The sequence below is a fragment of the Intestinimonas sp. HCP28S3_D6 genome, assembly GCF_052065695.1.
GTDB lineage: Bacteria > Bacillota > Clostridia > Oscillospirales > Oscillospiraceae > Intestinimonas.
Genome location: NZ_JBQHTM010000025.1, coordinates 1 through 20,565, shown reverse-complemented (window position 1 = coordinate 20,565; position 20,565 = coordinate 1). Strand labels below are relative to the sequence as shown.

The 20,565-nt window shown below is 63.0% G+C and carries 15 protein-coding genes and 1 pseudogene; 6 read left to right on the top strand and 10 right to left on the bottom strand.

Translation table 11 applies throughout. The features are described 5' to 3' along the window. Positions 1–11: 11 nt before the first annotated feature. From ACTNBK_RS09690 to ssnA, 3 genes are read right to left on the bottom strand one after another with little or no spacing between them, the layout of a single operon-like run. A complete protein-coding gene (locus ACTNBK_RS09690; protein WP_441145627.1) occupies positions 12–668 on the bottom strand; it encodes a YczE/YyaS/YitT family protein in 657 nt (218 codons plus the stop codon). A gap of 19 nt (positions 669–687) precedes the next feature. Beyond that, complete coding sequence (gene ygfK / locus ACTNBK_RS09685) at positions 688–3,681, bottom strand: putative selenate reductase subunit YgfK (protein WP_441145626.1); 2,994 nt, start codon at positions 3,679–3,681, stop codon at positions 688–690. 34 nt (positions 3,682–3,715) lie between these two features. Continuing rightward, complete coding sequence (ssnA, locus tag ACTNBK_RS09680; protein WP_441145624.1) at positions 3,716–5,056, bottom strand: putative aminohydrolase SsnA; 1,341 nt, start codon at positions 5,054–5,056, stop codon at positions 3,716–3,718. 300 nt (positions 5,057–5,356) lie between these two features. On the opposite strand from ssnA, the gene ACTNBK_RS09675 reads away from it, so the two are divergent. After that, complete coding sequence (locus ACTNBK_RS09675) at positions 5,357–6,004, top strand: helix-turn-helix transcriptional regulator (RefSeq protein WP_441145622.1); 648 nt, start codon at positions 5,357–5,359, stop codon at positions 6,002–6,004. Between the two features lie 48 nt (positions 6,005–6,052). On the opposite strand, the pseudogene ACTNBK_RS09670 reads toward ACTNBK_RS09675, so the two are convergent. Together ACTNBK_RS09670 and ACTNBK_RS09665 are read right to left on the bottom strand one after the other, a co-directional pair. Continuing rightward, positions 6,053–7,381, bottom strand: a pseudogene (locus ACTNBK_RS09670) (uracil-xanthine permease family protein). Positions 7,382–7,439: 58 nt separating this feature from the next. Continuing rightward, entirely contained in the window at positions 7,440–7,571 is a 132-nt protein-coding gene (locus tag ACTNBK_RS09665; RefSeq protein ID WP_441145620.1) for a hypothetical protein, read from the bottom strand. Positions 7,572–7,795: 224 nt separating this feature from the next. Here ACTNBK_RS09665 and ACTNBK_RS09660 point away from each other — a divergent pair, with 224 nt between their 5' ends. Genes ACTNBK_RS09660 through ACTNBK_RS09640 form a run of 5 tightly spaced genes read left to right on the top strand, consistent with a single transcriptional unit; the run spans position 7,796 to position 13,305 of the window. Continuing rightward, positions 7,796–8,890 carry a FecCD family ABC transporter permease gene (locus ACTNBK_RS09660; protein WP_441145618.1) on the top strand — a complete coding sequence of 365 codons (1,095 nt, stop codon included), beginning with the start codon at positions 7,796–7,798 and terminating at the stop codon, positions 8,888–8,890. Beyond that, positions 8,890–10,389 (top strand): ATP-binding cassette domain-containing protein, encoded by a 1,500-nt coding sequence (locus ACTNBK_RS09655; RefSeq protein ID WP_441145616.1) that lies wholly within the window; start codon positions 8,890–8,892, stop codon positions 10,387–10,389. Before ACTNBK_RS09660 ends, ACTNBK_RS09655 begins: the two co-directional genes overlap by 1 nt. After that, the gene (locus ACTNBK_RS09650) at positions 10,386–11,504 is read left to right on the top strand and encodes an ABC transporter substrate-binding protein (protein WP_441145614.1); all 1,119 of its coding nucleotides are present in this window, start codon (positions 10,386–10,388) and stop codon (positions 11,502–11,504) included. The genes ACTNBK_RS09655 and ACTNBK_RS09650 overlap by 4 nt, the downstream gene beginning before the upstream one ends. Positions 11,505–11,514: 10 nt before the next feature. Beyond that, complete coding sequence (gene xdhC / locus ACTNBK_RS09645) at positions 11,515–12,528, top strand: xanthine dehydrogenase accessory protein XdhC (protein ID WP_441145612.1); 1,014 nt, start codon at positions 11,515–11,517, stop codon at positions 12,526–12,528. A gap of 9 nt (positions 12,529–12,537) precedes the next feature. Beyond that, positions 12,538–13,305 (top strand): IclR family transcriptional regulator, encoded by a 768-nt coding sequence (locus ACTNBK_RS09640; RefSeq protein WP_441145610.1) that lies wholly within the window; start codon positions 12,538–12,540, stop codon positions 13,303–13,305. Positions 13,306–13,381: 76 nt separating this feature from the next. Here ACTNBK_RS09640 and ACTNBK_RS09635 read toward each other — a convergent pair whose 3' ends face one another. The 5 genes from ACTNBK_RS09635 to ACTNBK_RS09615 form a co-directional block, all read right to left on the bottom strand. After that, the gene (locus tag ACTNBK_RS09635; RefSeq protein WP_441145608.1) at positions 13,382–13,963 is read right to left on the bottom strand and encodes a dipicolinate synthase subunit B; all 582 of its coding nucleotides are present in this window, start codon (positions 13,961–13,963) and stop codon (positions 13,382–13,384) included. 2 nt (positions 13,964–13,965) lie between these two features. Then, positions 13,966–14,415 carry an NAD(P)-dependent oxidoreductase gene (locus ACTNBK_RS09630; protein WP_441145667.1) on the bottom strand — a complete coding sequence of 150 codons (450 nt, stop codon included), beginning with the start codon at positions 14,413–14,415 and terminating at the stop codon, positions 13,966–13,968. Between the two features lie 407 nt (positions 14,416–14,822). Further along, a complete protein-coding gene (locus ACTNBK_RS09625; RefSeq protein ID WP_441145607.1) occupies positions 14,823–18,533 on the bottom strand; it encodes an RCC1 domain-containing protein in 3,711 nt (1,236 codons plus the stop codon). 56 nt (positions 18,534–18,589) lie between these two features. Next, positions 18,590–19,855: a leucine-rich repeat protein gene (locus tag ACTNBK_RS09620; protein ID WP_441145605.1), complete on the bottom strand. Its 1,266-nt coding sequence runs from the start codon at positions 19,853–19,855 to the stop codon at positions 18,590–18,592. Positions 19,856–19,993: 138 nt separating this feature from the next. After that, entirely contained in the window at positions 19,994–20,344 is a 351-nt protein-coding gene (locus ACTNBK_RS09615; protein ID WP_441145603.1) for a hypothetical protein, read from the bottom strand. Positions 20,345–20,565: the final 221 nt, after the last annotated feature.

Here is a 20,565-nt window from a genome sequence, read left to right as displayed (position 1 = left end):
GCAGGGATGGTTCATTGGACAGCCCCGCCGCCGGCCCGTCGGAGGGCGGCGCGCTGGAGACAGCGGGAGTAGAGTTTTACCAGCTGGCCCACCGCCAGGGCGGACACCAGGGTGCCCACGCCCACGCCGTTGAGCCGGCCGAAGGCCAGAAAGGCGATGACCGAGGCGATGACGGTGAGGGTGCAGTCAAAGGCCACCTTCACGTTGCCGAACTCCCAGCCGCCCTTGGCGGCCAGGGTCTTGACGATGCCCTCACCGGGGAGGATGGTCACGTTGGCCAGCACCTCCAGGGTGATGCCCAGGGCCATGATGGGGCAGCCCAGGATGAGGTAGAGCACCTTGAGGGAAATGGGCCCGTTGAGCTGGGTGGGGATGACGGCCAGCCACAGGTCGATGCACAGGCTGAACACGAAGGTGGCCGGGATCTGTAGCCACTGCATCCAGCCGAACCGCCGGGTCAGGAGCACATCCACCGCCAGAAAGAACATGTTGCAAGCGAAGGTGTAGACCCCGGCGGAGACGCCGGTAGCCAGGTAGAGCACGAAGGAGACGCTGGAGAGGGGCGACGTGCCCAGGGCCGAGCGGGAGAGGAAGGCGATCCCCATGGCGCATATGAGCACTCCCATCAGAAAGATCCCGTACCGTTTGAGGGTCGCCTTCTCCTGCATGTCCCATTCCCCTTTTCTGTTATTTCACCAGGTAGCTGTAATCGCCGCGCACCGTCTGGATGAGGGCCCGGATGTCCTCGGGCAGGCCGCAGCCGGCGTCGGCGGTGTCGTACTCCGCCGTCTGGCCGTCCAGACGGACCAGGCTCCGGCTGCCCTCCAGGGGCAGGAAGCCCTCGTTCTCACTGTTGTCAAAATCCTCTTTGCTCCAGAAGAGGGTGAATTTGTCCTTGTAGGGCCGGCTGTCGTAGGGGCAGAAGGTGCCGCAGTTGCCGCACTCGTTGCACATGCCGTCCACGTGGACGATCTGCCGCTGCCGCTTGCCGGGCACCGCCACGGTCACGTTGGCCCGGTTGGGGCAGACGTCGGCGCACACCTCGCACACCGTGGGGCAGCCCAGGCAGCGGGTGTCGGCACAGGTGTCGCAGTCGGCGCACAGGTCGCCCTTTTTGCTCAACGGTTTGTTATAGTCTGCATTGATATTCCGCTGGGTATACTTATCAAGTTCCAATTCCACAATGGCCTGGGCGGCCTTGGCGGCGTCGGCGATGGCCTCCACCACGGTGGCAGGGCCTCTCCGGGCGTCGCCCACGGCGTAGACACCCTCCACACCGGTGGCCATGGCCTCGTCCACCACGGGGCGGCCCTTCTTGTCCAGGGCCACGCCGCTCTGGACGAAGGGAGCCTCCTCCACGTGCTCGCCTACGGCGGTGATGACGGCGGTGGCGGGGATCTGAGTGGTCTTGCCGGTGTCCACAGGAGAGCGGCGGCCAGAGGCATCGGGGGCGCCCAGCTCCATGACGGAGCAGGTGAGGACGCCGTCCTTCACGCCCACGGGGGCCAGCAGCTCCATGAACTCCACACCGTCGGCCAGGGCCAGGGCCAGCTCCTCCTCGTCGGCGGGCATGTACCGCTTGGTGCGGCGGTAGACCAGCCGGACGTGCTCCACGCCGGGGATGCGCTTGGCGGCCCGGGCGGCGTCCATGGCGGTGTTGCCGCCGCCGATGACCACCACGTCGGTGCCCAGCTTCAGGCTTTCGGGACGCTTCTTGGCCTGCTCCAGGAAGGAGATGACGTTGAGCTCCTCGCCGTAGTCCAGACCGGCAGCGCCGGGCTTCCAGGCGCCGGTGGCGAAGATGACATGGGTGAATCCCTTGGCCTTGACCTCCCCGGCGGACTTCACGTCCACCCCCAGCTCGAACTTGGCGCCGTAGGCTTTGCAGAGGGCCACGTCCTTGTCGATGGCCTCCTTGCCGATGCGGAACTCGGGGATGACGTGGCGGACGATGCCGCCCAGGTCGTCCTTGCGCTCAAAGACGGTGACGTCCACCCCGGCACGGGAGAGGAAGAAGGCGGCGGAGAGGCCGGCGGGGCCACCTCCCACCACGGCTACCTTCTTCCCGGGGACAGGGGCCTCAGCCTTCAGGGTGGGCAGCAGGGCGTCGTAGCCCCCCTGGGCGGCCTTGAGCTTCACATTCCGGATGCGGACGGACTCCTCATAGTAGTTGCGCATGCACTTATCGGCGCAGTGGTGGGGGCAGATGGTGCCGGTGATGAAGGGCAGGGCGTTGCGGCGGGTGATGATCTCCAGGGCCTCCTGGTACTTGCCCTGGTTGGTGGCCATCAGATAGGCGGGGATGTCCTGTTCGATGGGACAGCCGTTGCGGCAGGGGGCGGTGAAGCAGTCGATGAGGGGGACCTTTTTGTTCACCTTCCGCTGGGGCAGGGGCTTGATGGGCTTGTGGTAGAGCTCGGTCTTCTCCACACCGTCGGCCAGGGAGGCCACGGCGGAGACATCCACCCCGGCGAAGGGGGCGCTGCCGCAGTCCATGAGAAGCTCGCCCATCTGGCTCATGCGCTGGTAGCCGCCGGGCTTGAGGATGGTGGTGGCCATGGTGATGGGCCAGATGCCGGCGTGGAAGAGGTCCTTGATGTTGTGGAGGTCGGCGCCGCCGGAATAGGAGATGCGCAGCTTGCCGTCAAACTCCTCGGCCACCTTCCGGGCCAGGGAGATGGTCAGGGGGAAGAGGGACCGGCCGGACATATACATCTCCTGGCTGGGCAACTCCCCGGCGGCCACGTCCACGGGGAAGGTGTTGGTGAGCTTCACACCGAACTCCAGACCCCGCTGGGCGCACAGGGCCATCAGGCGGCGGAACATGGGCACGGCGTCGGCCCACTGGAGGTCCTCCAGGAAGTGGTGGTCGTCAAAGACGATGTAGTCAAAGCCCAGGGAGTCCAGCCGCTGCCGGGCGAACTCGTAGCCCAAGAGGGTGGGGTTGCACTTGACGTAGGTGTTGAGGCCCTTCTCGGTGATGAGGTAGGTGGCGATGCGCTCGATCTCGTCGGGGGGACAGCCGTGGAGGGTGGACTCGGTGATGGAAGCGGAGACCTTGGGGCTGACGGCCTTCACATAGGCCTCGTCCACCTTCCGGAACTTATCCAGGTTGGCCAGGGCCCAGTCCATACACTCGCTCCACACGGGAGAGCCGGAGGCGTCCTTCATGCCCTCGATATATTTGTCGATCTTCTCGCTCTTGATGCCGGCCAGGTCGTAACCCACCGACATGTTGAACACGAAGCCGTCGGGATCGCCCAGGCCCAGCTCCTTGGAGAGGAGCTTGCAGGCGAACCAGGCCTTCACATACTCATCATAGGCCTGGGGCACGGTGAGCTCGGTGGACCACTCGCAGTTGTAGCACTCGTCACCGGCGGTGATACAGGGCTTGGCCACGCACTTGGAGAGCTCCTCGCCGTCCATGATCTGCACCGTCTTGAGCTCGAAGAACCGGGCGCCGGCGGCGTAGGAGGCGATGATGTTCTGGGCCAGCTGGGTGTTGGGACCGGCGGCGGGTCCGTAGGGGGACTCGATCTTCTCGGCGAAGATGGGTAGGGCCTGGCCGTTCTCGTGGCGGACCAGCTTGCTCACACCAAAGATGCTGCCGCGCTCCTGGTACTCGGTGAGGACCCAGTCCATCAGCTGGGCAAAGGGGATGGGGCGCATGATATCACTCATAAGGAATGACCTCCAACAATTATTTCGGGGCTTTTCAGTAGGTCCGATGGTTCAGCTCGCCCCACAGCTTCTTGCTCTGCTCCATGGTCCAGGCATTAATCTTGTCCTCATCGATCCCCACGAACTCACGGTCCTGGTAGAGGACCTTGCCGTTGATGATGGTGGTGCGGCAGTTCTTGCCCATCATTCCGAAGAGCATGTGGCCGTCGATGTTCTCCTCCGAGAAGGGGGTGAAGGGCTTGTAGTCCATGACGATGACGTCGGCGGCGGCGCCGGGCTTCAGGACACCCAGGGGCTTTTCAAAGTACTTGGCGGCGATGGCGGCGTTGTTCTTGAAGAGCATATCCATGGCCTCGCACCAGCCCACATTGGGCAGGCAGGCGTTGTGGCGCTGGATGATGAGGAATACCTTCAGGCTCTCCAGCATGTCGTGGGTGTAGGCGTCGGTACCCATGCCCACGGTGATGCCCTTCTGGAACATCTGGAGCACGGGGGAACAGCCCACGGCGTTGCCCATGTTGGACTCGGGGTTGTTGACCACCATGGTGCCCGTCTCTTTAATCATATCCATCTCGGCGGGAGAGATGTGGATGCAGTGGCCCAGCAGGGTCTTGTCCCCCAGGATGCCGTTGTAAAGGAGGCGGTTCACCGGACGACAGCCGTAGTTGCGCAGGGAGTCGTAGACGTCGTTCATGCCCTCGGCTACGTGGATGTGGAAGCCGGTCATGCCGTTGTTGGCCTCCACCATCTTCTCAAAGGTCTTGTCGGAGATGGTGAAGAGGGCATGGCCGCCGAACATGGCCTTGATCATGTCGTCGTTGGCGTCCTTGGCCCACTTGGCAAAGTCGGCGTTCTCCTGAATGGACTGGAGGGTCTTTTCCTCCCCGTCCCGCTCGCTCACCTCATAGCACAGGCAGGCGCGCATGCCCAGCTCCTGGCACACGTCCTTGATGGCGAAAAGGGAGCCGGGGATCTCACAGAAGGAGGCGTGGTGGTCGAAGATGGTGGTGACGCCGTCCCGGATGCAATCCAGCACGGTGGCGTAGGCGCTGGCACGGGTGCCGTCCAGGGTCAGGTGGCGGTCGATGTTCCACCAGGTCCCCTCCAGCACCTCCAGGAAGTTGGTGGGGTTGTTGCCCTCGATGGCCAGGCCACGGGCCAGGCCGGAGTAGATGTGGGTGTGGGCGTTGATGAGGCCGGGCATGATGACGCCGCCCTTGGCGTCCACAAACTGGGCGTCGGGGTACTTGGCCTTCAGGTCGGCCAGGGTCCCCACTTCCTTGACGATCTCTCCCTCCACCGCCACGGCGCCGTCCGCCAGGTAGGGCAGGGCGGGATCTCTGGTGATGAGCCTTCCGTTTCCGATCAGAAGCATGTGCCTCTCCTCCTATCCGATTTCCGGGTGTTTGCCCCGGTCAACATTTTCCATTTAAAACAAAAGGTGCCCATTCTTCTCAGAATGAACACCAGCCCGTGCGCGCAGCACTTCGTTACAGCTTAAATTGTCAGTTGTGCACAAGGCTTGCCCTTCTGCCGTATTCACTTTATCATATTTTGACCTGCAACGCAAGAGATAAATCAAAAATATTTTGGCCGCCTGACTTTTTGTTGAAATCCTTCTGTCAAACGGATATAATAAGGATAGAACTGATTTTTGAGGGAAAGGTGGTTCGCTATGCAAGCGTCCAATCTGGAATTCTGCCTCCAGCTGGCCAAGGGCATCGCCCGACAGTTCGGCCCCAACTGTGAGGTAGTGGTCCACGACCTGGCCTCCAACGACCCGGAGACCTCCATCGTGGCCATCGAAAACGGCCATGTCTCCGGCCGGAGGGTGGGGGACGGCCCCTCCCATGTGGTGCTGGAGGCCCTGCGGGACGGGGGCGCGGTACCGGAGGACCGGCTGAGCTACCTCACCAAGTCGGAGGACGGCAAGATCCTCAAATCCAGCACCATCTACCTCCGGGACGACGACGGCAAGGCCATCGGCATCTTTGCCATCAACTACGACATCACCCTCATGCTGGCTATGGAGGATGTGCTGAAGAGCTTTACCGCCACCGATCTCCCCCAGGAAGAGCCAGAGCACATCTCCCGGAACGTGGCCGACCTTCTGGACGAGCTCATCGAGCAGAGCGCCAAACTAGTGGGCAAGCCGGTGGCCCTCATGAACAAGGAGGACAAGGTGAAGGCCATCCAGTTCCTCAACGACACCGGCGCCTTCCTCATCACCAAGTCAGGCTACAAGGTATGCAAGTACTTCGGCATCTCCAAGTACACCTTATATAGCTACATCGACGAGGCTAAGTCGGCCTCGGAAAAGTAAAGGCTCAGAAGGAACCCGGCGGCAGCGGCCGCCGGGTTCCTTTGTCGTTTACTTGCTGTTTTCGGGTTCCTTGGGCAGGATCAGATTGAGGAGGATGGCCATAATGGTGGCCACCACCACAGAAGAGGAGCCAAACACGGTGGACACCCAGCCGGGGAAGTGACTGCCGGCCAGGCAGCCGGGTACCTGGGTGATACCCACGCCCAGGGCCACGGAGAGGCCTACCACGGAGCTCTTTCGGGTGGTGAAGCCACCCTCGGTAATCATGCGGATGCCGGTCATGGTAATGGTGGCAAAGACCGAGATGGTGGCGCCGCCGATGACACACTGGGGAATGGTGGTGAGGATGGAGGCAAACTTGGGCACCAGACCGGCCACCAGAAGGATACCGGCAGCCAGCGCAAAGACGGCCCGGTTGATGACCCGGTTGACGGTGACGATGCCCACGTTCTGGCTGTAAGAGGCGGTGGGCAGGCCGCCGAAGAAGGCGCCCACGATGCTCATGACGCCCTGGCCGATGATGCCGCCGGAGAGCTCCTTGTCGGTGGGCAGACGGTCCATGCCGCCCATGGTGGTGGAGCTCAGGTCTCCGATGGTCTGCACCGCGTTGACCACGTACACAATGGCCAGAGAGACGCAGGCGGAGGGGACAAACTTGATCTCAAAGGGCATGAACTGGGGCAGAGCGAACCAGGCCGCGCCGCTCACTCCCGAGAGGTCGACGATCCCCAGGAAGTAGGCAATGATATAGCCCACGATCATGCCGATGAGGATGGAGGCCAGCTTCAGAATGCCCTTGGTAAAGTTGTTGAGGAATACCACCACCGCCAGGGTGATGAGGGCCACCGCCCAGCTCCGGGGGTTGCCGAACCACTCGCTGGTGGCGTTGCCGCCGGCCATATACCGCACGGCGGTGGGATAGAGGGAAAGGCCGATGGTGAAGATCACCGTACCGGTGACCAGGGGCGGGAAGAGAGGACGGATCTATTTGACAAAGACGCCGAAGAGAATGGCTACACAGCCGCCCACGATCTCAGCGCCCAAAATGGTGGCCAAATCGAACTGTCCGCCGATGGCCTGGAGGGTGGGGATGTGGGCGAAGCTGATGCCCATGATCACCGGCAGCCGGGAGCCGATGCGTCCAAAGATGGGGAAAAGCTGGAGGAGCGTCGCCACCGCCGTCAGAATCAGCGACACCTGGATCATCAGCGTCCGTTCGGCTGCGGAAAGTCCACAGGTATCTGAGATCAGGATGGCCGGCGTAATGATACCGACTACAGCGGCCACCACGTGCTGGAACCCAAGGGGAATCATCTGACCAGCGGAAGGGACACCTTCAAAGCTGAATACACTGCCGTTCCCTGTCTGTTGCTTCATCATGGTTCTCCACCTCACAAAAAGTTTTTATTGCTTAATTTTATTTATTGCAAACACATCATACTACCCGTCCCCCTAAAATGCAAGCCGTTTTTCCCATGTGGCCTCCAATTTTAAGGGCTGTTTTTTGTGTATAATTACTATGCTGCATGCTTTTATTTTCCACATTCTGCTGCTTTCCTTTTTCCATTGTCTCCTCATCATTCTCATTTCCCAATAAAATGTGTTTTAATATTGGTTATTTCCCATTTCTCTCCTCCATTTTTGCTTAAAACATATTTATCTTTTTCAAGTATCATAAATTCGATAATGTCGAACAATTATTTTTTATCATCGAACAGCGTACTTGTCAGCCTTCCGCAAATTTGTTACACTCATTTCAAACCCAAATTTTTGTTTGCGTGGTGCCTGCCAATGGAACAACACAGCAAAACCCTCAGCCCCTCCCGGCAGAACGCCGCCGGGAAATTAGCTGTCCTGGGCGCTCTGCTCCTGGCGGTCTTTCTCCTCTCCTTCTGCGTCGGCCGGTACGGCGTCCCCCTGGATCAGGTGGTGCGGGTCCTCCTCTACCGCCTGGGTGCCGCCCTGGGCGGTCTGCTGGACCGGCTCCCCGGCGTGGACGTTGGCCCCCTCTTTCCCCTTGAGGTGACCTGGACAGGACAGATGGAGACGGTGGTTATGCAGATCCGGCTGCCCCGAATCATCATGGCCTGCCTGGTAGGCTGCTGCCTGGCGGCGGCGGGGAGCACCTACCAGGGCATTTTTCAGAACCCCATGGCCTCCCCCGACATCTTGGGCGCCTCCTCCGGCGCCGCCTTCGGTGCCGCTCTGGCCATTCTCCTGGGTGGACACAGCCAGGCTGTCACCGGCTCCGCCTTCTTCTTCTCCATCCTCACCGTGGCCCTGGTCTATCTGCTGGCCGCCCGTGCCCCCGGCAAGCGGGTACTCAATCTGGTCCTGGCCGGCATCATGGTGAGCTCTCTCTTCACCTCCGCCACCTCTTACATTAAATTGGTGGCCGACCCCACTAACCAGCTGCCCGAGATCACCTACTGGCTCATGGGCTCCCTCTCTGCCACCAAGACCGCCGACGTGGCCTACGTTCTCTTCCCCATGGCTCTGGGGCTTGTCCCCCTCTTCCTCCTGCGCTGGCGGATCAACCTGCTCACCCTGGGGGACGAAGAAGCCAAGACCATGGGCATCCACACCAACCGGCTGCGCCTCATTCTAGCCCTGTGTGCCACCCTGGTCACCGCCGCCTCCATCTCGGTCTCCGGCATGATCGGCTGGGTGGGGCTGGTGGTCCCCCACCTGGGCCGCCGGCTGGTGGGCAACGACTACCGCGCCCTCATGCCCGCCTCCATGCTCTTCGGCGCCGTCTTTCTCCTGGCGGTGGACAACGTGTCCCGGAACCTCCTGGCCACCGAGATCCCCATCGGCATCCTCACCGCCTTCATCGGCGCCCCCTTCTTCCTCTATCTCATGATGCGGAAGGGAGGGTTCCGCTGATGCTGGACATCCGGGATCTGCGCTTTTCCTACGGCGACCGCCCCGTCCTCCAGGGCCTGTCCCTTCATCTGGGGGTAGGGGAGCTGGTCTTTCTCCTGGGGGCCAATGGGGCTGGCAAGTCCACCCTGTTCCGGTGCGTGCTGGGTCTGCTGCCCGGCTATGAGGGGGTGATCTCCCTCAAGAGCGGGGACACCCGGCACCTCTCCGCCCGGGCCCTGGCCCGGGAGATCGCCTACATCCCCCAAAACCACCACCCCACCTTCTCCTATCCGGTGCTGGACATGGTGCTCATGGGCACCCATCATCAACTCTCCCCCTTCGCAAACCCCGGCCCCAAGGAAGAGGCCATCGCCCTGGAGGCCCTGGAGCAGGTGGGCATCCGTGATCTGGCCGACCGGGATTTCCAACACCTCTCCGGCGGCGAGCAGCAGCTGGTCCTCATCGCCCGGGCCCTGGCCCAGCAGGCCAAAATTCTCTTTATGGACGAGCCCACCTCCAGCCTGGATTTCGGCAACCGGGTCCGAGTGCTGGACAAGACGGCGGAGCTAGCCCGGCGGGGCTACACCATCCTCCTCTCCTGCCACGACCCCCAGCTGGCCCTTCTCTACGCCGACCGGGTGGTGGCCCTCCACCAGGGCCGCATCCTGGCTGACGGAGCGCCGGAGGAGGTGCTGAACGAATCCCTCCTCCACACCCTCTATCAGGTCCCCGTCCGCTTTACCCGCACGGAGCACGGCACCCTTCTCTCCCCCGTCCGCCGGCACATGTACCACTGGACGGAGGAGATGGTGGCCTATATGGAGGCAGCGGCGGAGCACTCCGACTTCTACGAACAGATCGCCCAGACAACGGCTGAAGCTGTCCCAGCCAATGCCGTCATCTGTGACGCCGGCTGCGGCCTGGGCTTTGCCAGTCTGGCCCTGGCTCCCCGCTTCCGAAAGGTAGTGGCTGCCGACCGCTCCGCCGAGGCACTGGCCGTGCTCCGGCGAAAAAATACCTTTTCTAACCTGGAGATCCGGGAGGGAGACCTCTTCACCCAGCTCCCGGCGGAGCCCTACGACGCCATGCTCTTCTGCTTCTTCGGCTCCCCTGAGGAGATCCTCCGCTGCACCCGTCAGCAGTGCCGGGGCAAGGTAGTGGTGGTGAAGCCGGTGTGGACCCACCACCGCTTCTCCCGGGAAAAGATCCCCGACCGCCGCCACGGCGGCGCCGAGCTGGAGCGCCGCCTCACCGAGCTTGGCATCCCCTTCATCCGCCGGGAGCTGGCCCTGCGCCTGGACCAGCCGCTGAAGAGCGTGGAGGACGGTCTGCGGTTCTTCCGGCTTTACAGCAAGGACACCGACCCCGCCGACATCACCGAGGACTTTGTCCGCGCCCGGCTGGAGCCCCAGGACGACCCACAGTACCCCTACCGCCTGCCGGTGGACCGGACGGTATCGGTCCTGATCTTTGACGCCAAGGATATTCCCCCGGAAACTGAAAGGAGTTTGGAACCATGAAAAAGCCGCTCTCTCTGCTCCTCGCCCTCTCCCTGACTCTCTCCCTGTGCGCCTGCGGCGGGGGCCCCGCCACCACCCCGTCCCCCACCGGTTCCGCCCCGGTGGAGACGCAGAGTGCCGGGGCTGACGCCACCGCCGAGACCCGAATTTTCACCGACTCTGTGGGCCGCGAGGTGGAGCTCCCCGCCAAGATCGACAAGGTGGCCGTCTCCGGCCCTCTGGCCCAGATTGTCCTCTTCGCCCTGTGCCCCGACAAGCTGGTGGGAATCGCCAACGAGTGGGATGCCAGCGCCGAGGCCTATCTGGACACCGAGTACTACAACCTCCCCCTGCTGGGCCAGCTCTACGGCGGCAAGGGCGAGCTGAACCTGGAGACCCTCCTGGCCTCCGGCGCTCAGGTGGTCATCGACGTGGGCGAGCCCAAGGACACCATCGTGGAGGACCTGGATGCCCTTCAGGAGCAAACCGGCGTACCCTTCGTCCACATCACCGCCACCACCCAGACCACTGGCGACGCCTACCGCCTGCTGGGCGAGCTGGTGGGCATGGAGGAGGAGGCCGAGACCCTGGCCTCCTACTGCGAGGAGATCTATGCCCGCACCGTGGACATCGCCAACAGCGTGGAGAAGGTGGACCTTCTCTACATCACCGGACCCGACGGCCAGAACGTCATCGCCCAGAACTCCTACCACTCCGAGATCATCGACCTTTTGTCCAACAACATGGCCGTGGTGGAGTCCCCCTCCTCCAAGGGCACCGGCAATGAGGTGGGCCTGGAGCAGATCCTGCTGTGGGACCCCGACTACATCATCTTTGCCCCCGACAGCGCCTATGACGCCGTGGCCGGTGACCCCGCCTGGCAGCAGCTCACCGCCATCTCCAGCGGAAACTACTATGAGACCCCCATGGGCCCCTACAACTGGATGGGCTTTCCCCCCTCCGTCCAGCGCTACCTGGGCATGATGTGGATGGCCAAGCTCCTCTACCCCGACACCGCCGATTATAACCTCTACGAGGAGGTGGCCCGGTACTATGACCTCTTCTACCACTGTGAGCTGACCCAGGAGCAGTACGACGCCCTGGTAGCCAACTCCATCGGCAAGCAGGCTCAGTGAGGTGAACGGTATGAAAACACTCTTTGAAGCCCTGCGCGCTGCCCTTCTCAACGGTGAAAAGGCCGTCCTCTGCACCATCGTGGCCAGCTCTGGCTCCTCCCCCAGGGGAGAGGGCGCCAAGATGGCGGTCTTTGCCGACGGCACCGCCACCGGCACCATCGGCGGCGGCGCGGTGGAGCGCAAGAGCCAGGAGTACGCCCAGGAGCTTCTCCGCTCCGGCAGCTCCTCCTTGGTCCACGCCTTCCGTCTTTCCCCCAACGAGGTCCAGGACATCGGCATGATCTGCGGGGGTAATGTAACAGTGGCCTTCCAGGTCCTGGACGCCGCCGCTCTCCCCGTGCTGGACGCCATTGTGGAGGCCCTGACCCGCTGTGACAAGGACGTGTGGCTCATCACCCCCGTCCAGGAGGGCTTATCCTGGTCCCTGGGCCTCTACGACGCCTCCCACGGGCTCCGCTTCGCCGACGCCCTCAGCATGGAGAACCTGCGCCCCATGCTCCTGAGCCGCGGCGTTCTCCGTAAGGAGGCCCCCTCCTTCTACGTGGAGCCGCTGGTGCAGGCCGGTGTGGTCTACCTCTTCGGCGGCGGCCACGTGGGGAAGGCGCTCTGTCCCGTCCTCTCCCAGGTTGGGTTCCGGGTGGTCCTCTACGACGACCGCCCCCAGGCCGCCGTACCGGAGCAGTTCCCCCAGGCCGTCCGCATCGTGCTGGGGGACTACCGGCATATTTTCGACCACATCACCATCACCGACCGGGACTACGTGGTCATCATGACCCCCGGCCACCAGAGCGACTTCGAACTTCTGGCCCAGGTCCTCACTACCCCCGCCACCTATGTGGGCTGCATCGGCAGCAAGCACAAGGTGGCCGCCACCCGGGAGAAGCTGGCCGGACTGGGCTTTTCCGAGGCGGATATGGACCGGGTCCACTCCCCCATCGGCCTGCCCATCGGCGGGGAAACTCCCGAGGAGATCGCCATCTCCATCGCCGCCGAGATGATCGCCCACCGCTCGGGCCGACTGTGAGGTGACGGCATGGAGACGGGTAGAAAAATCCGCTCGGTGGACAAGGCCATGGTGCTGCTGGAGCTGCTGGGGGCGGGCAGATCGCCGCTGACCCTCTCCGAGCTGGAGCAGCGTTCCGGATTGCCCAAGAGCACCATCCACGGCCTTCTCTCCACCATGCGGGAGCACCACATGGTCTCCCAGCAGGCCGACGGCCGCTACTGTCTGGGACTGCGGCTCTTTGAGCTGGGCTGCGCCGTCAGCGCCTCCTGGGATATCACCGGCGTGGCGGCCCCCTATCTGGCCAAACTGTCGGCGGTCACCGGCGCCACCGCCTTTCTGGCCGTCCGCAGCGGCGGCGAGGCGGTGACCCTAGACCAGTCCAGCGAGGGCAGCGGCCTGCGCATCGTCTCGGAGGTAGGCGGCCGGCTCCCCCTCTGCTGCACCTCACAGGGAAAGCTCTTTTTGGCCTATTGCTCCTCCGAAGCCGAGCAGGCCCGGCTCATCCGGTCCTATCCGCCGGTCCCCCATACCCCACACACCATCACCGATCCGGACCAGCTGACCGAGGAGCTCCGCAGGATCCGTGCCCAGGGCTATGCCGTGGAGGACGGAGAGTTCCGCATCGGTCTCCGATCGGTGTCCGCTCCCATCTTCGGCCTGGGCGGCACCCTTCGGTACGCCCTGGGGGTGGTGGGACTCTTCCGGCGCACCACCGCTCCGGAGTTCACTCTGGCCATCCGCCTGGCCACCGAATACGCCGCCCAGATCTCTGAGGAACTGAGCCGGCGCCCATAGCGTACGAAAAAATCCCCCCTTGGGACGCCTGGCTTTAGGCGTTCCAAGGGGGGATCTTACGTTCAACGCTCCCAGCTCACACCGGACCCAGCAGCAGCGGCTGGAGCTGCCGCCCTTCCAGGGCGGCGTCCACCGTGTCGTTGATCTTTGTAAAGTCGGCCACCAGGGAGGTGGGCTTCCCCACCGGATTGTCCTGCCGGTAGGGGACGAAAAAGACGTGCTTTTTGTCCAGCAGCGTCGCGATGTTTTTGGCCGAGCCGGCCAGGCCGTCGTTGGTGGAGACGGCTACTACCACCGGCCGGCCGTTGCGCCACATGGCCTTGGCCGCCATGGTCACCGACGTGTCGCTCATGCCGTTGGCCAGCCGGGACAGAGTGCTCCCGGTGCAGGGGGCGATGACCAGCACATCGAGGAGCTTCTTGGGGCCGATGGGCTCGGCCTTGGGGATGGTGTCGATGACCCGCTTATCGCAGATGCGCTCCATCTCCCGGATAAACTCGTGGGCCGGACCAAAGCGGCTGTCGGTCTCGGCGCTTTTCTCCGAGATAATGGGGGTCACGTCCCCATATTTCGCTTTGGCCCGCTCCAGGGCCGGCATCACCTGGTCGTATGTACAAAAGGACCCGCAGAAGGCGAATCCCACCCGAACTTGTTCCATGCTCAGACTCCTAACTCACAGAGAATATGACAGATGGTGTCCCGCAAGATTTTTCCCGCTGTGACAGGGGCTACCTTGCCGGGCAGGGAGAGGGCCCAGATCACCCGCACTCCCAGCTCCGCTGCCGCCTCCATGTCCACCCCGCCGGGGCGGGAGGCCAGGTCGATGACCAGGCAGTCGGGCTCCAACTGGGCCAGGCGCTGGGCGTCCAGCACCCGGGCGGGGGCGGTGTTCACCACCAGGTCGTAGGCACACAGGCACTCGTCCAGGCCCTCCAGGTGCTCCGGGACATAGCCGTAGGCCTCCGCCCAGGCCAGGTCGGCCCACTTCCGGGCGGCCACGCTGACCCGTGCCCCCAGGGCCCGGAACCGGTGGGCGGTGAGCTTCCCCACCCGGCCGAAGCCCACCACCAGCACCCGGGCACCGTGGAGGGTGATGGGCAGCTCCTCCATGGCCAACTGTACCGCCCCCTCGGCGGTGGGGACAGCGTTGGTAATGGGACACCGTCTTCACCTGTTGGATCTTCTCTGTCGTTGATGGCGATGCAGTGGACGCCAAACATAGGGAAGCCTTCCTCGGTATAGACTCTGGTTGCGCCCCAAAGAGCGGTGGTAAGCGAAGCAAGGACATTTCTGCCCCAACCGATGTGGAAATGCAAAGGAATACAGGCAGTCAAAAAAGCTGCTGGGGTCCTTTTGACAGTCAGAGCGGCGGGACAGTATGTCCCGCCGCTCTCAGACCCTCACTCCTGCGCGGGATAGACGGCAGATACTCCGGCTCACCGTCTCTATGGCCTCCAGGAGACAGGACTGCTGCTCCCGGCTATCGCACCGGAGGCTCAGCTCTGAGCCTCTTCCGGCTACTCCACCGGCTGAGGCCGATATTGGATATTGATATAAAAGCACTCCCCGTTCGCGCCGGGTCTTACAAACATAAAATCCTCTCCGCAGACCAGGCCGCCAACGGTCTCGCCCCGCTGGTTGATCCGCTGATAAGCCTCTACCGCACTGCTTTTGGAGTTTGCATCGGTGGGCGCGTCGTAGAACTCCACCCGTGTCTCCCGATTTCGGACAGCTTCTTCGATCTGCTCCATATAGCGCTGGACCGCCGCATCGAACTGCGCCTGCTGCTCCTCCCGCTCTGCCGCTTCCCGGAGCGGATATTGAATCTCAACCCGAAATGCATTGGTGGGCTGAATCCCCGTGTCGCTGATGATGTAATCCGTCCCGGCCACAAGGCCGCCGGGGGTGGCGTGGCCCTCCACTTTTGCCGTTATGGCAGCCTGGGAGGCATAGTACCAGGGTTTATCCGGCATGTCTGCGTAGTCTGTGGGCTGGAGCACCACCTCCACCTCCCCAGCGTCGATGGCCGCATTGATCTGGTCCAGATACCGCTGCTCCTCCGCCTCGGCCCACTTGTAGTTGGTGAGGGTCACCGTCTGGTCCTTGGCGCTGATGTTGTAGTCGCTCCCGTAGGTGTAGCCGTCAAAGCTGTACCCGGTGGTCTTCATGATCTTGCAGGCGTCCTGGATGGCCCCCTCGGTGTAGTCGGTGAGGGTCAGCGTGATGGTCCGGCAGTCCATCCCGGCGATGGCCTGCTCCAGAATGGGCACGAGCTCCCCGGCGGCGGTCTCGTCCTGGTTCTGCTGCTGCTCCTTTTCTTCCTCCTTGACGGCCTGCCGGCGCGCCTGCTCCGCCGCCACATCGGCCCGGCGGAACTCAAAGCGCATCTTCCGGGAATTGAAGGAGCCGTAGGCGAATTCCGGGTGCTGGGTGATAACGGCATCCGTCACCTCGCGGCTGTATTTGGACAGAGTGTTGGAGTCAAAGCCGGAGTCGGACATGTCGATGGTGAAGTAGAGCGCGTCGCCCAGCTGCTGGTCGGAGAGGGCCTGGAGCTCGGCCTGGGTCCAGGTGGGGACGTTCGCCAGGGCGGGGGCGCAGACGGCCAGGATGGCGTCTACCTGCTCCTGCCGGTTGTCGGCCATCTCCTGGTCTGTCGAGTCCAGCAGGTCCTCATCGTACTTGGTGCTGGTGCAAGCGTAGACGGCCTCCCAGTCCCGGTGGCTCCGGCTGACCATCACCTTGTCGCTCTTCAGGAAATAGGTGTAGCGGATATAGCCACCGCCCTGGTTGGTGGGGTCGTCCCAGGTGGCGTCCACATGGTACCACTCGCCGTCCACCTGCACCAGGTTCCAGGCGTGGTAGCCGCCGGCGTAGCCGGTGATGGTCTCACAGGGGATGCCGGCGGCATCCAGCAGGGCCTCGTAGGCCATGGCGTAGCCGGAGCAGACGGCGGTCCCGTTCAGCAAGGCCCCCTCGGCCTGGTGGGAGATGAAGGGCATGTTTCCAATATCCACCCGGTAGTCATAGTCACAGTGGGTGACCAGGTAGTCGTGGAGGGTCTTCACCACGTCGTAGTCGCTCATACCAGCGGTGATCAGGGTGTCCACCACCCGGTCGGCCTCCGCAAGGGCGGCGTCGGAGATGTAGCGCCAGTCGCTGTCCGCCACTGTGGTGACGGAGATGGCACTGTCGGTGTAGTACACCGCCAGGGTCTTGGCGATCTGCCCGTCCTGCTCGTAGGCGTTGAGATGGGTGACCCCGTAGGGGTTGGCCCCGTCCAGGTCGGCGATCTTCAGGGCCAGCTGCTCCGCCTGGGAGGCCTCCATCCCGAACTCGCTGATGTCGATGGCGGACTTCCGATCCAAGAAGCCGGTGGTGATGGCCAGGGTGGCCCCCACCTCATTGCTCAGGGCCGGCTGCTCCAGGTCGGTGGGTTTCTGCTGTTCTGTGACGTTCTCCCCGTCCCCTAGCTGCTTATATAGGCAGTAGACCACGTCGGACCGGGGACAGGCGGCCTTGGCGGTGAAGCTCAGGCCGTCAGTGAGGCCGCTCTCCCTGGCCCAGGCCACGGCGGCGGTCGACCAGTCGCTGCCAGAGGCCTCTTCCCCGGCAAAGCGGCACAGGAAGGTGAAGATCTGGTCGTAGGCCAGGGTGCCGTTCAGGTCGAACCGACCGCCCCCAGCGCCGTTGGTGATCCCCTGCTCCACCGCCCAGAGCACGGCCTTGTAGTAGTAGGCGTTTTGGTCGGTGACGTCGGAGAAGGAGGAGGCAGAAGTCTTAGGTGCCGGGGACCCGGCGGCCCGCCACAGGAAAGTGACTGTCTCAGCTCGGGTAACGGTAGATTTGGGGGAGAAGGCGCCGTTGCCGGTGCCCTGGGTAACCCCTTTCTCTACCGCCCAGGCTACCGCTTCAGCATAGTAGTCGGTGCTGCTCACGTCGGTGAAGCCGGTCTCCGGGTCGATGGAGGGCTGGTCGGTGGAGGTGGTCTCCTCCGCGGTGGAGGCCGTCAGACCGTCCAGTACCTTGCTGGGGGCATAGCAGGTGCTGATGTTGGTGCCCCGGCCCTGGGCGCCGTAATTGTCATAGCCCCAGGCCCACAGGGAACCGTCGGTTTTGAGGGCGATGGTGTGGATGCCGCCGGTGCTGACGGCGGCCACGCCGTCCAACAGCTTGACGGGGACGGTCTGGATGGGCCAGCCGCCGTTGGTATCGTTGCCGCCGTCAAAGCCCAGATAGTCGGAGTTGTTGGAGCCCCAGGCCCAGAGCGTGCCGTCGGTCTTGACGGCATAGGCGGTGGGGGTACTATTCAGAGAGATGGACACCTGGGCCACGTCGTCCAGGATCTTGTTCAGCACATAGGTGGCCTCTTTGGTACCGTTGCCCAGGGTGCCCTCACTGTTCCCTCCACAGGTCCACAGGGAGCCGTCGGTCTTGATGACGGCCAGGCAGGAGTTGCCGCACTCCACATAGGCCACGCCGCTGTCCAGGACCTTCTTGGGGGTGAGCTGAGGCTTGGTGCTGGCAAAGGCGCCGGAGCCGGTCTTTACCGGCTCAAAGCCCAGTTGGCCTGCCCGGTTGGAGCCCCAGGTCCACAGAGAACCGTCAGTCTTGACGGCGGCGGCAAAGTCGGCCCCGCAGCTCACCATAGCCACGTCGTCCATGATCTTTTGGGGACCGGCGCTGTCGGTCTCAGTGCCGTTGCCCAGAGTGCCGTTATAGCCGTAGCCCCAGGTCCACAGGGAGCCGTCGGTCTTGACCACAGCGGTGAAGTTGCCGCCGCAGCTCACCTGGGCCACATCGTCCATGACCTTTTTGGGGGTGGTCTGGTAGCCGTCCCCCGCGCTGCCCAGCTGGCTTGCGAATTTGCTGCCCCACATCCACAGGGAGCCGTCGGTCTTGATGGCGGCGACCTGGTTCCAGCCGAAGTCCACCGCCGCCACATCGTCCATCACCTTGGCGAATTCGTTCTGCACCCCGGCATCTTTGTCAGAGGTGCCGATGCCGGAGAGGGTGGTGTCGGTGTTGGTCTGCTCGTAGCCCAGCTGATAGGAGCTGTTCAGGCCGCAGGTATACAGCTCGCCGGCGTCGTTGATATAGGCGCTCAGGTAACTGCCGGCGGCCAGGGAGGCCTTCCCGGCAGCGCCCGCTGCCCTGGCGGGCAGGGTTCCTGCCAGCAAAACCACAGCCAGCAGGAGGGGGAGAAGTCTTTTTGTCCGTTTTTTCATGGTAAACCCCCGTTCTGATCGGCAGGTCATCTGCCGCTTCTTCTATCTGTGGAACGTTAGGCCAGCTGCTTCCACAGGCAATAGACCACATCGGACCGGGGGCAGCTGGCGGTGGCGGTAAAGCTCAGGCCCTCGGTCAGGCCGCTGCTCTGGGCCCAGCTCACCGCGGCGGCCGACCAGTCGCTCCCGCTCAGGCTCTCTCCGGCGGCCCGGCTGAGGAAGGTGAAGATCTGGTCATAGGTCAGAGGATTGCTCAACCCGAACATGTTGTTGCCCACGCCGCCGGTGATCCCCTGCTCCGTGGCCCACAGGACGGCTTTGTAGTAATAGGCGCCGGAGTCGGTCACGTCGGTGAAGGAAGACACCGTGGAGGTGGGCTCCGGGGAGCCGGCGGCCCGCCACAGGAAGGTCACGGCCTCCGCACGGGTGACAGTGTTGGCGGGGGAGAAGGTGGAAGCGCCGGTGCCACTGGTGACACCCCGGTCCACCGCCCACTGCACCGCCTGGGCGTAGTAGTCACCGGAGCTCACGTCGGTGAAGCCGGCCACGGGCACCACGTAGTGGATGGCGGCGTTCTTCAGGTTGGTGTTGCCCGCTCCGATCTCGATCTGGGCCCACTGCTCCGGGGTACCGTAGTAGTACACATCGGCCAGATTGCCACAGCCCACAAAGGCCTCCTTCCCGATGGTGGTGAGACTGCCCGGAATGGTTACACTGGTCAGCGCCTCGCAATTTTTGAATGCCCTGTCCTGAATGGTGGTGAGGTTCGCCGGCAAGGAGATGGTGGTCAGAGCGTTACAGTCTTCAAACGCCCTTTTTTCAATGGTGATGAGGCTGGTCGGAAGGGTGACGGTAGGCAGCGCATCACAGTCGAAAAAGGTCTGATACCCCAGGGTGGTGAGGTTGTTGCTCAGGGTGACCCGCACCAGATTATCGCAATTATAAAAGGCCCCATCGCCCAGTTCCGTGAGGCTGTTGGGGAGAATCACCTCCGTCAGGGTCTCTCCTTCACCCATCAAAGCAAAGGCCGACCCTCCAAGGGAGACGACCCCCTCCGGAATGGTGATGCTGGTTAGTGTGGGTGCTCCGATGATTACTTCAATATGCCGGACCGGCGCACCGTCGATCGTGGCGGGGATCGTAAGCGCATGGGGTTCGCTGGAAGTAACCTCTGCAAAATCCATAATCCCGGTCCCGGGATCAAAATAATAACCCACACCGGGAAATTCATAGTACTCCGTATATGCCATCGCGGGGACGGCCAGGACCAGGGACAGGCAGGCCGCCAGGGCGGACACACGGGAGAAAAATTTCTGTTTCATCATTGGCACTCCTTTTCGTTCATTTTTCCGGTTCCCGTCCGGAGGGGCTGGAATCGAACAGCCGGGATCTATCTGTGGATGGAAATGTCGGAATCAGGACGCGGCCGGCCATCCCGGAGAGGTACGGTCGGCGCAGGCTCACCCCCAGGGGGGGCCAGGACCACACCCCGGGAGGTACCATGCGTCCCCGGCCGGGCGATCGGCGGGATACAACGCTTGGCCGTGGACCGTGCCCCCTTCCCGTTTCGGACAAGCGCCAGGATAACCACCGGGACAGCCGACAGAGGAGCGGCCAGGGCGCATGGCGGCCAGGGCGGAGAACAGAGCAGCGGTGGTGCCCAGGTCCCGGAAGGGCTTATCCCGCTCCTTTTTCCGCCATGCTTCCCGTTTTGTCTCTCCATATGCGGGATCCATGTCCCGCTTCTGCTCCTCCCAAAATTCCTCTCTGGTCACACGGCTTCGCCCGCGGCGGGCTTTCCGCCGTTCCAAGTGTCCGCGGGCCTCCTCCTCTCTGGCTCTCTTTTTCGCGTCCCTGGGGCTTTGCTCTGTGATATAGTGCCGGCCCAGTCTTTTCCGGTTTTATAATTTTAAAAATTTTTCGCAAATTGCAAGTGCAAGCTGGACACCTGCACGGTAGAACTTAGTTAATCAGAGCGTCGGTCAGGATGGAAGCCGCTGGCTTCCATCCTGGGCGATGCTGCCGCAGCCGG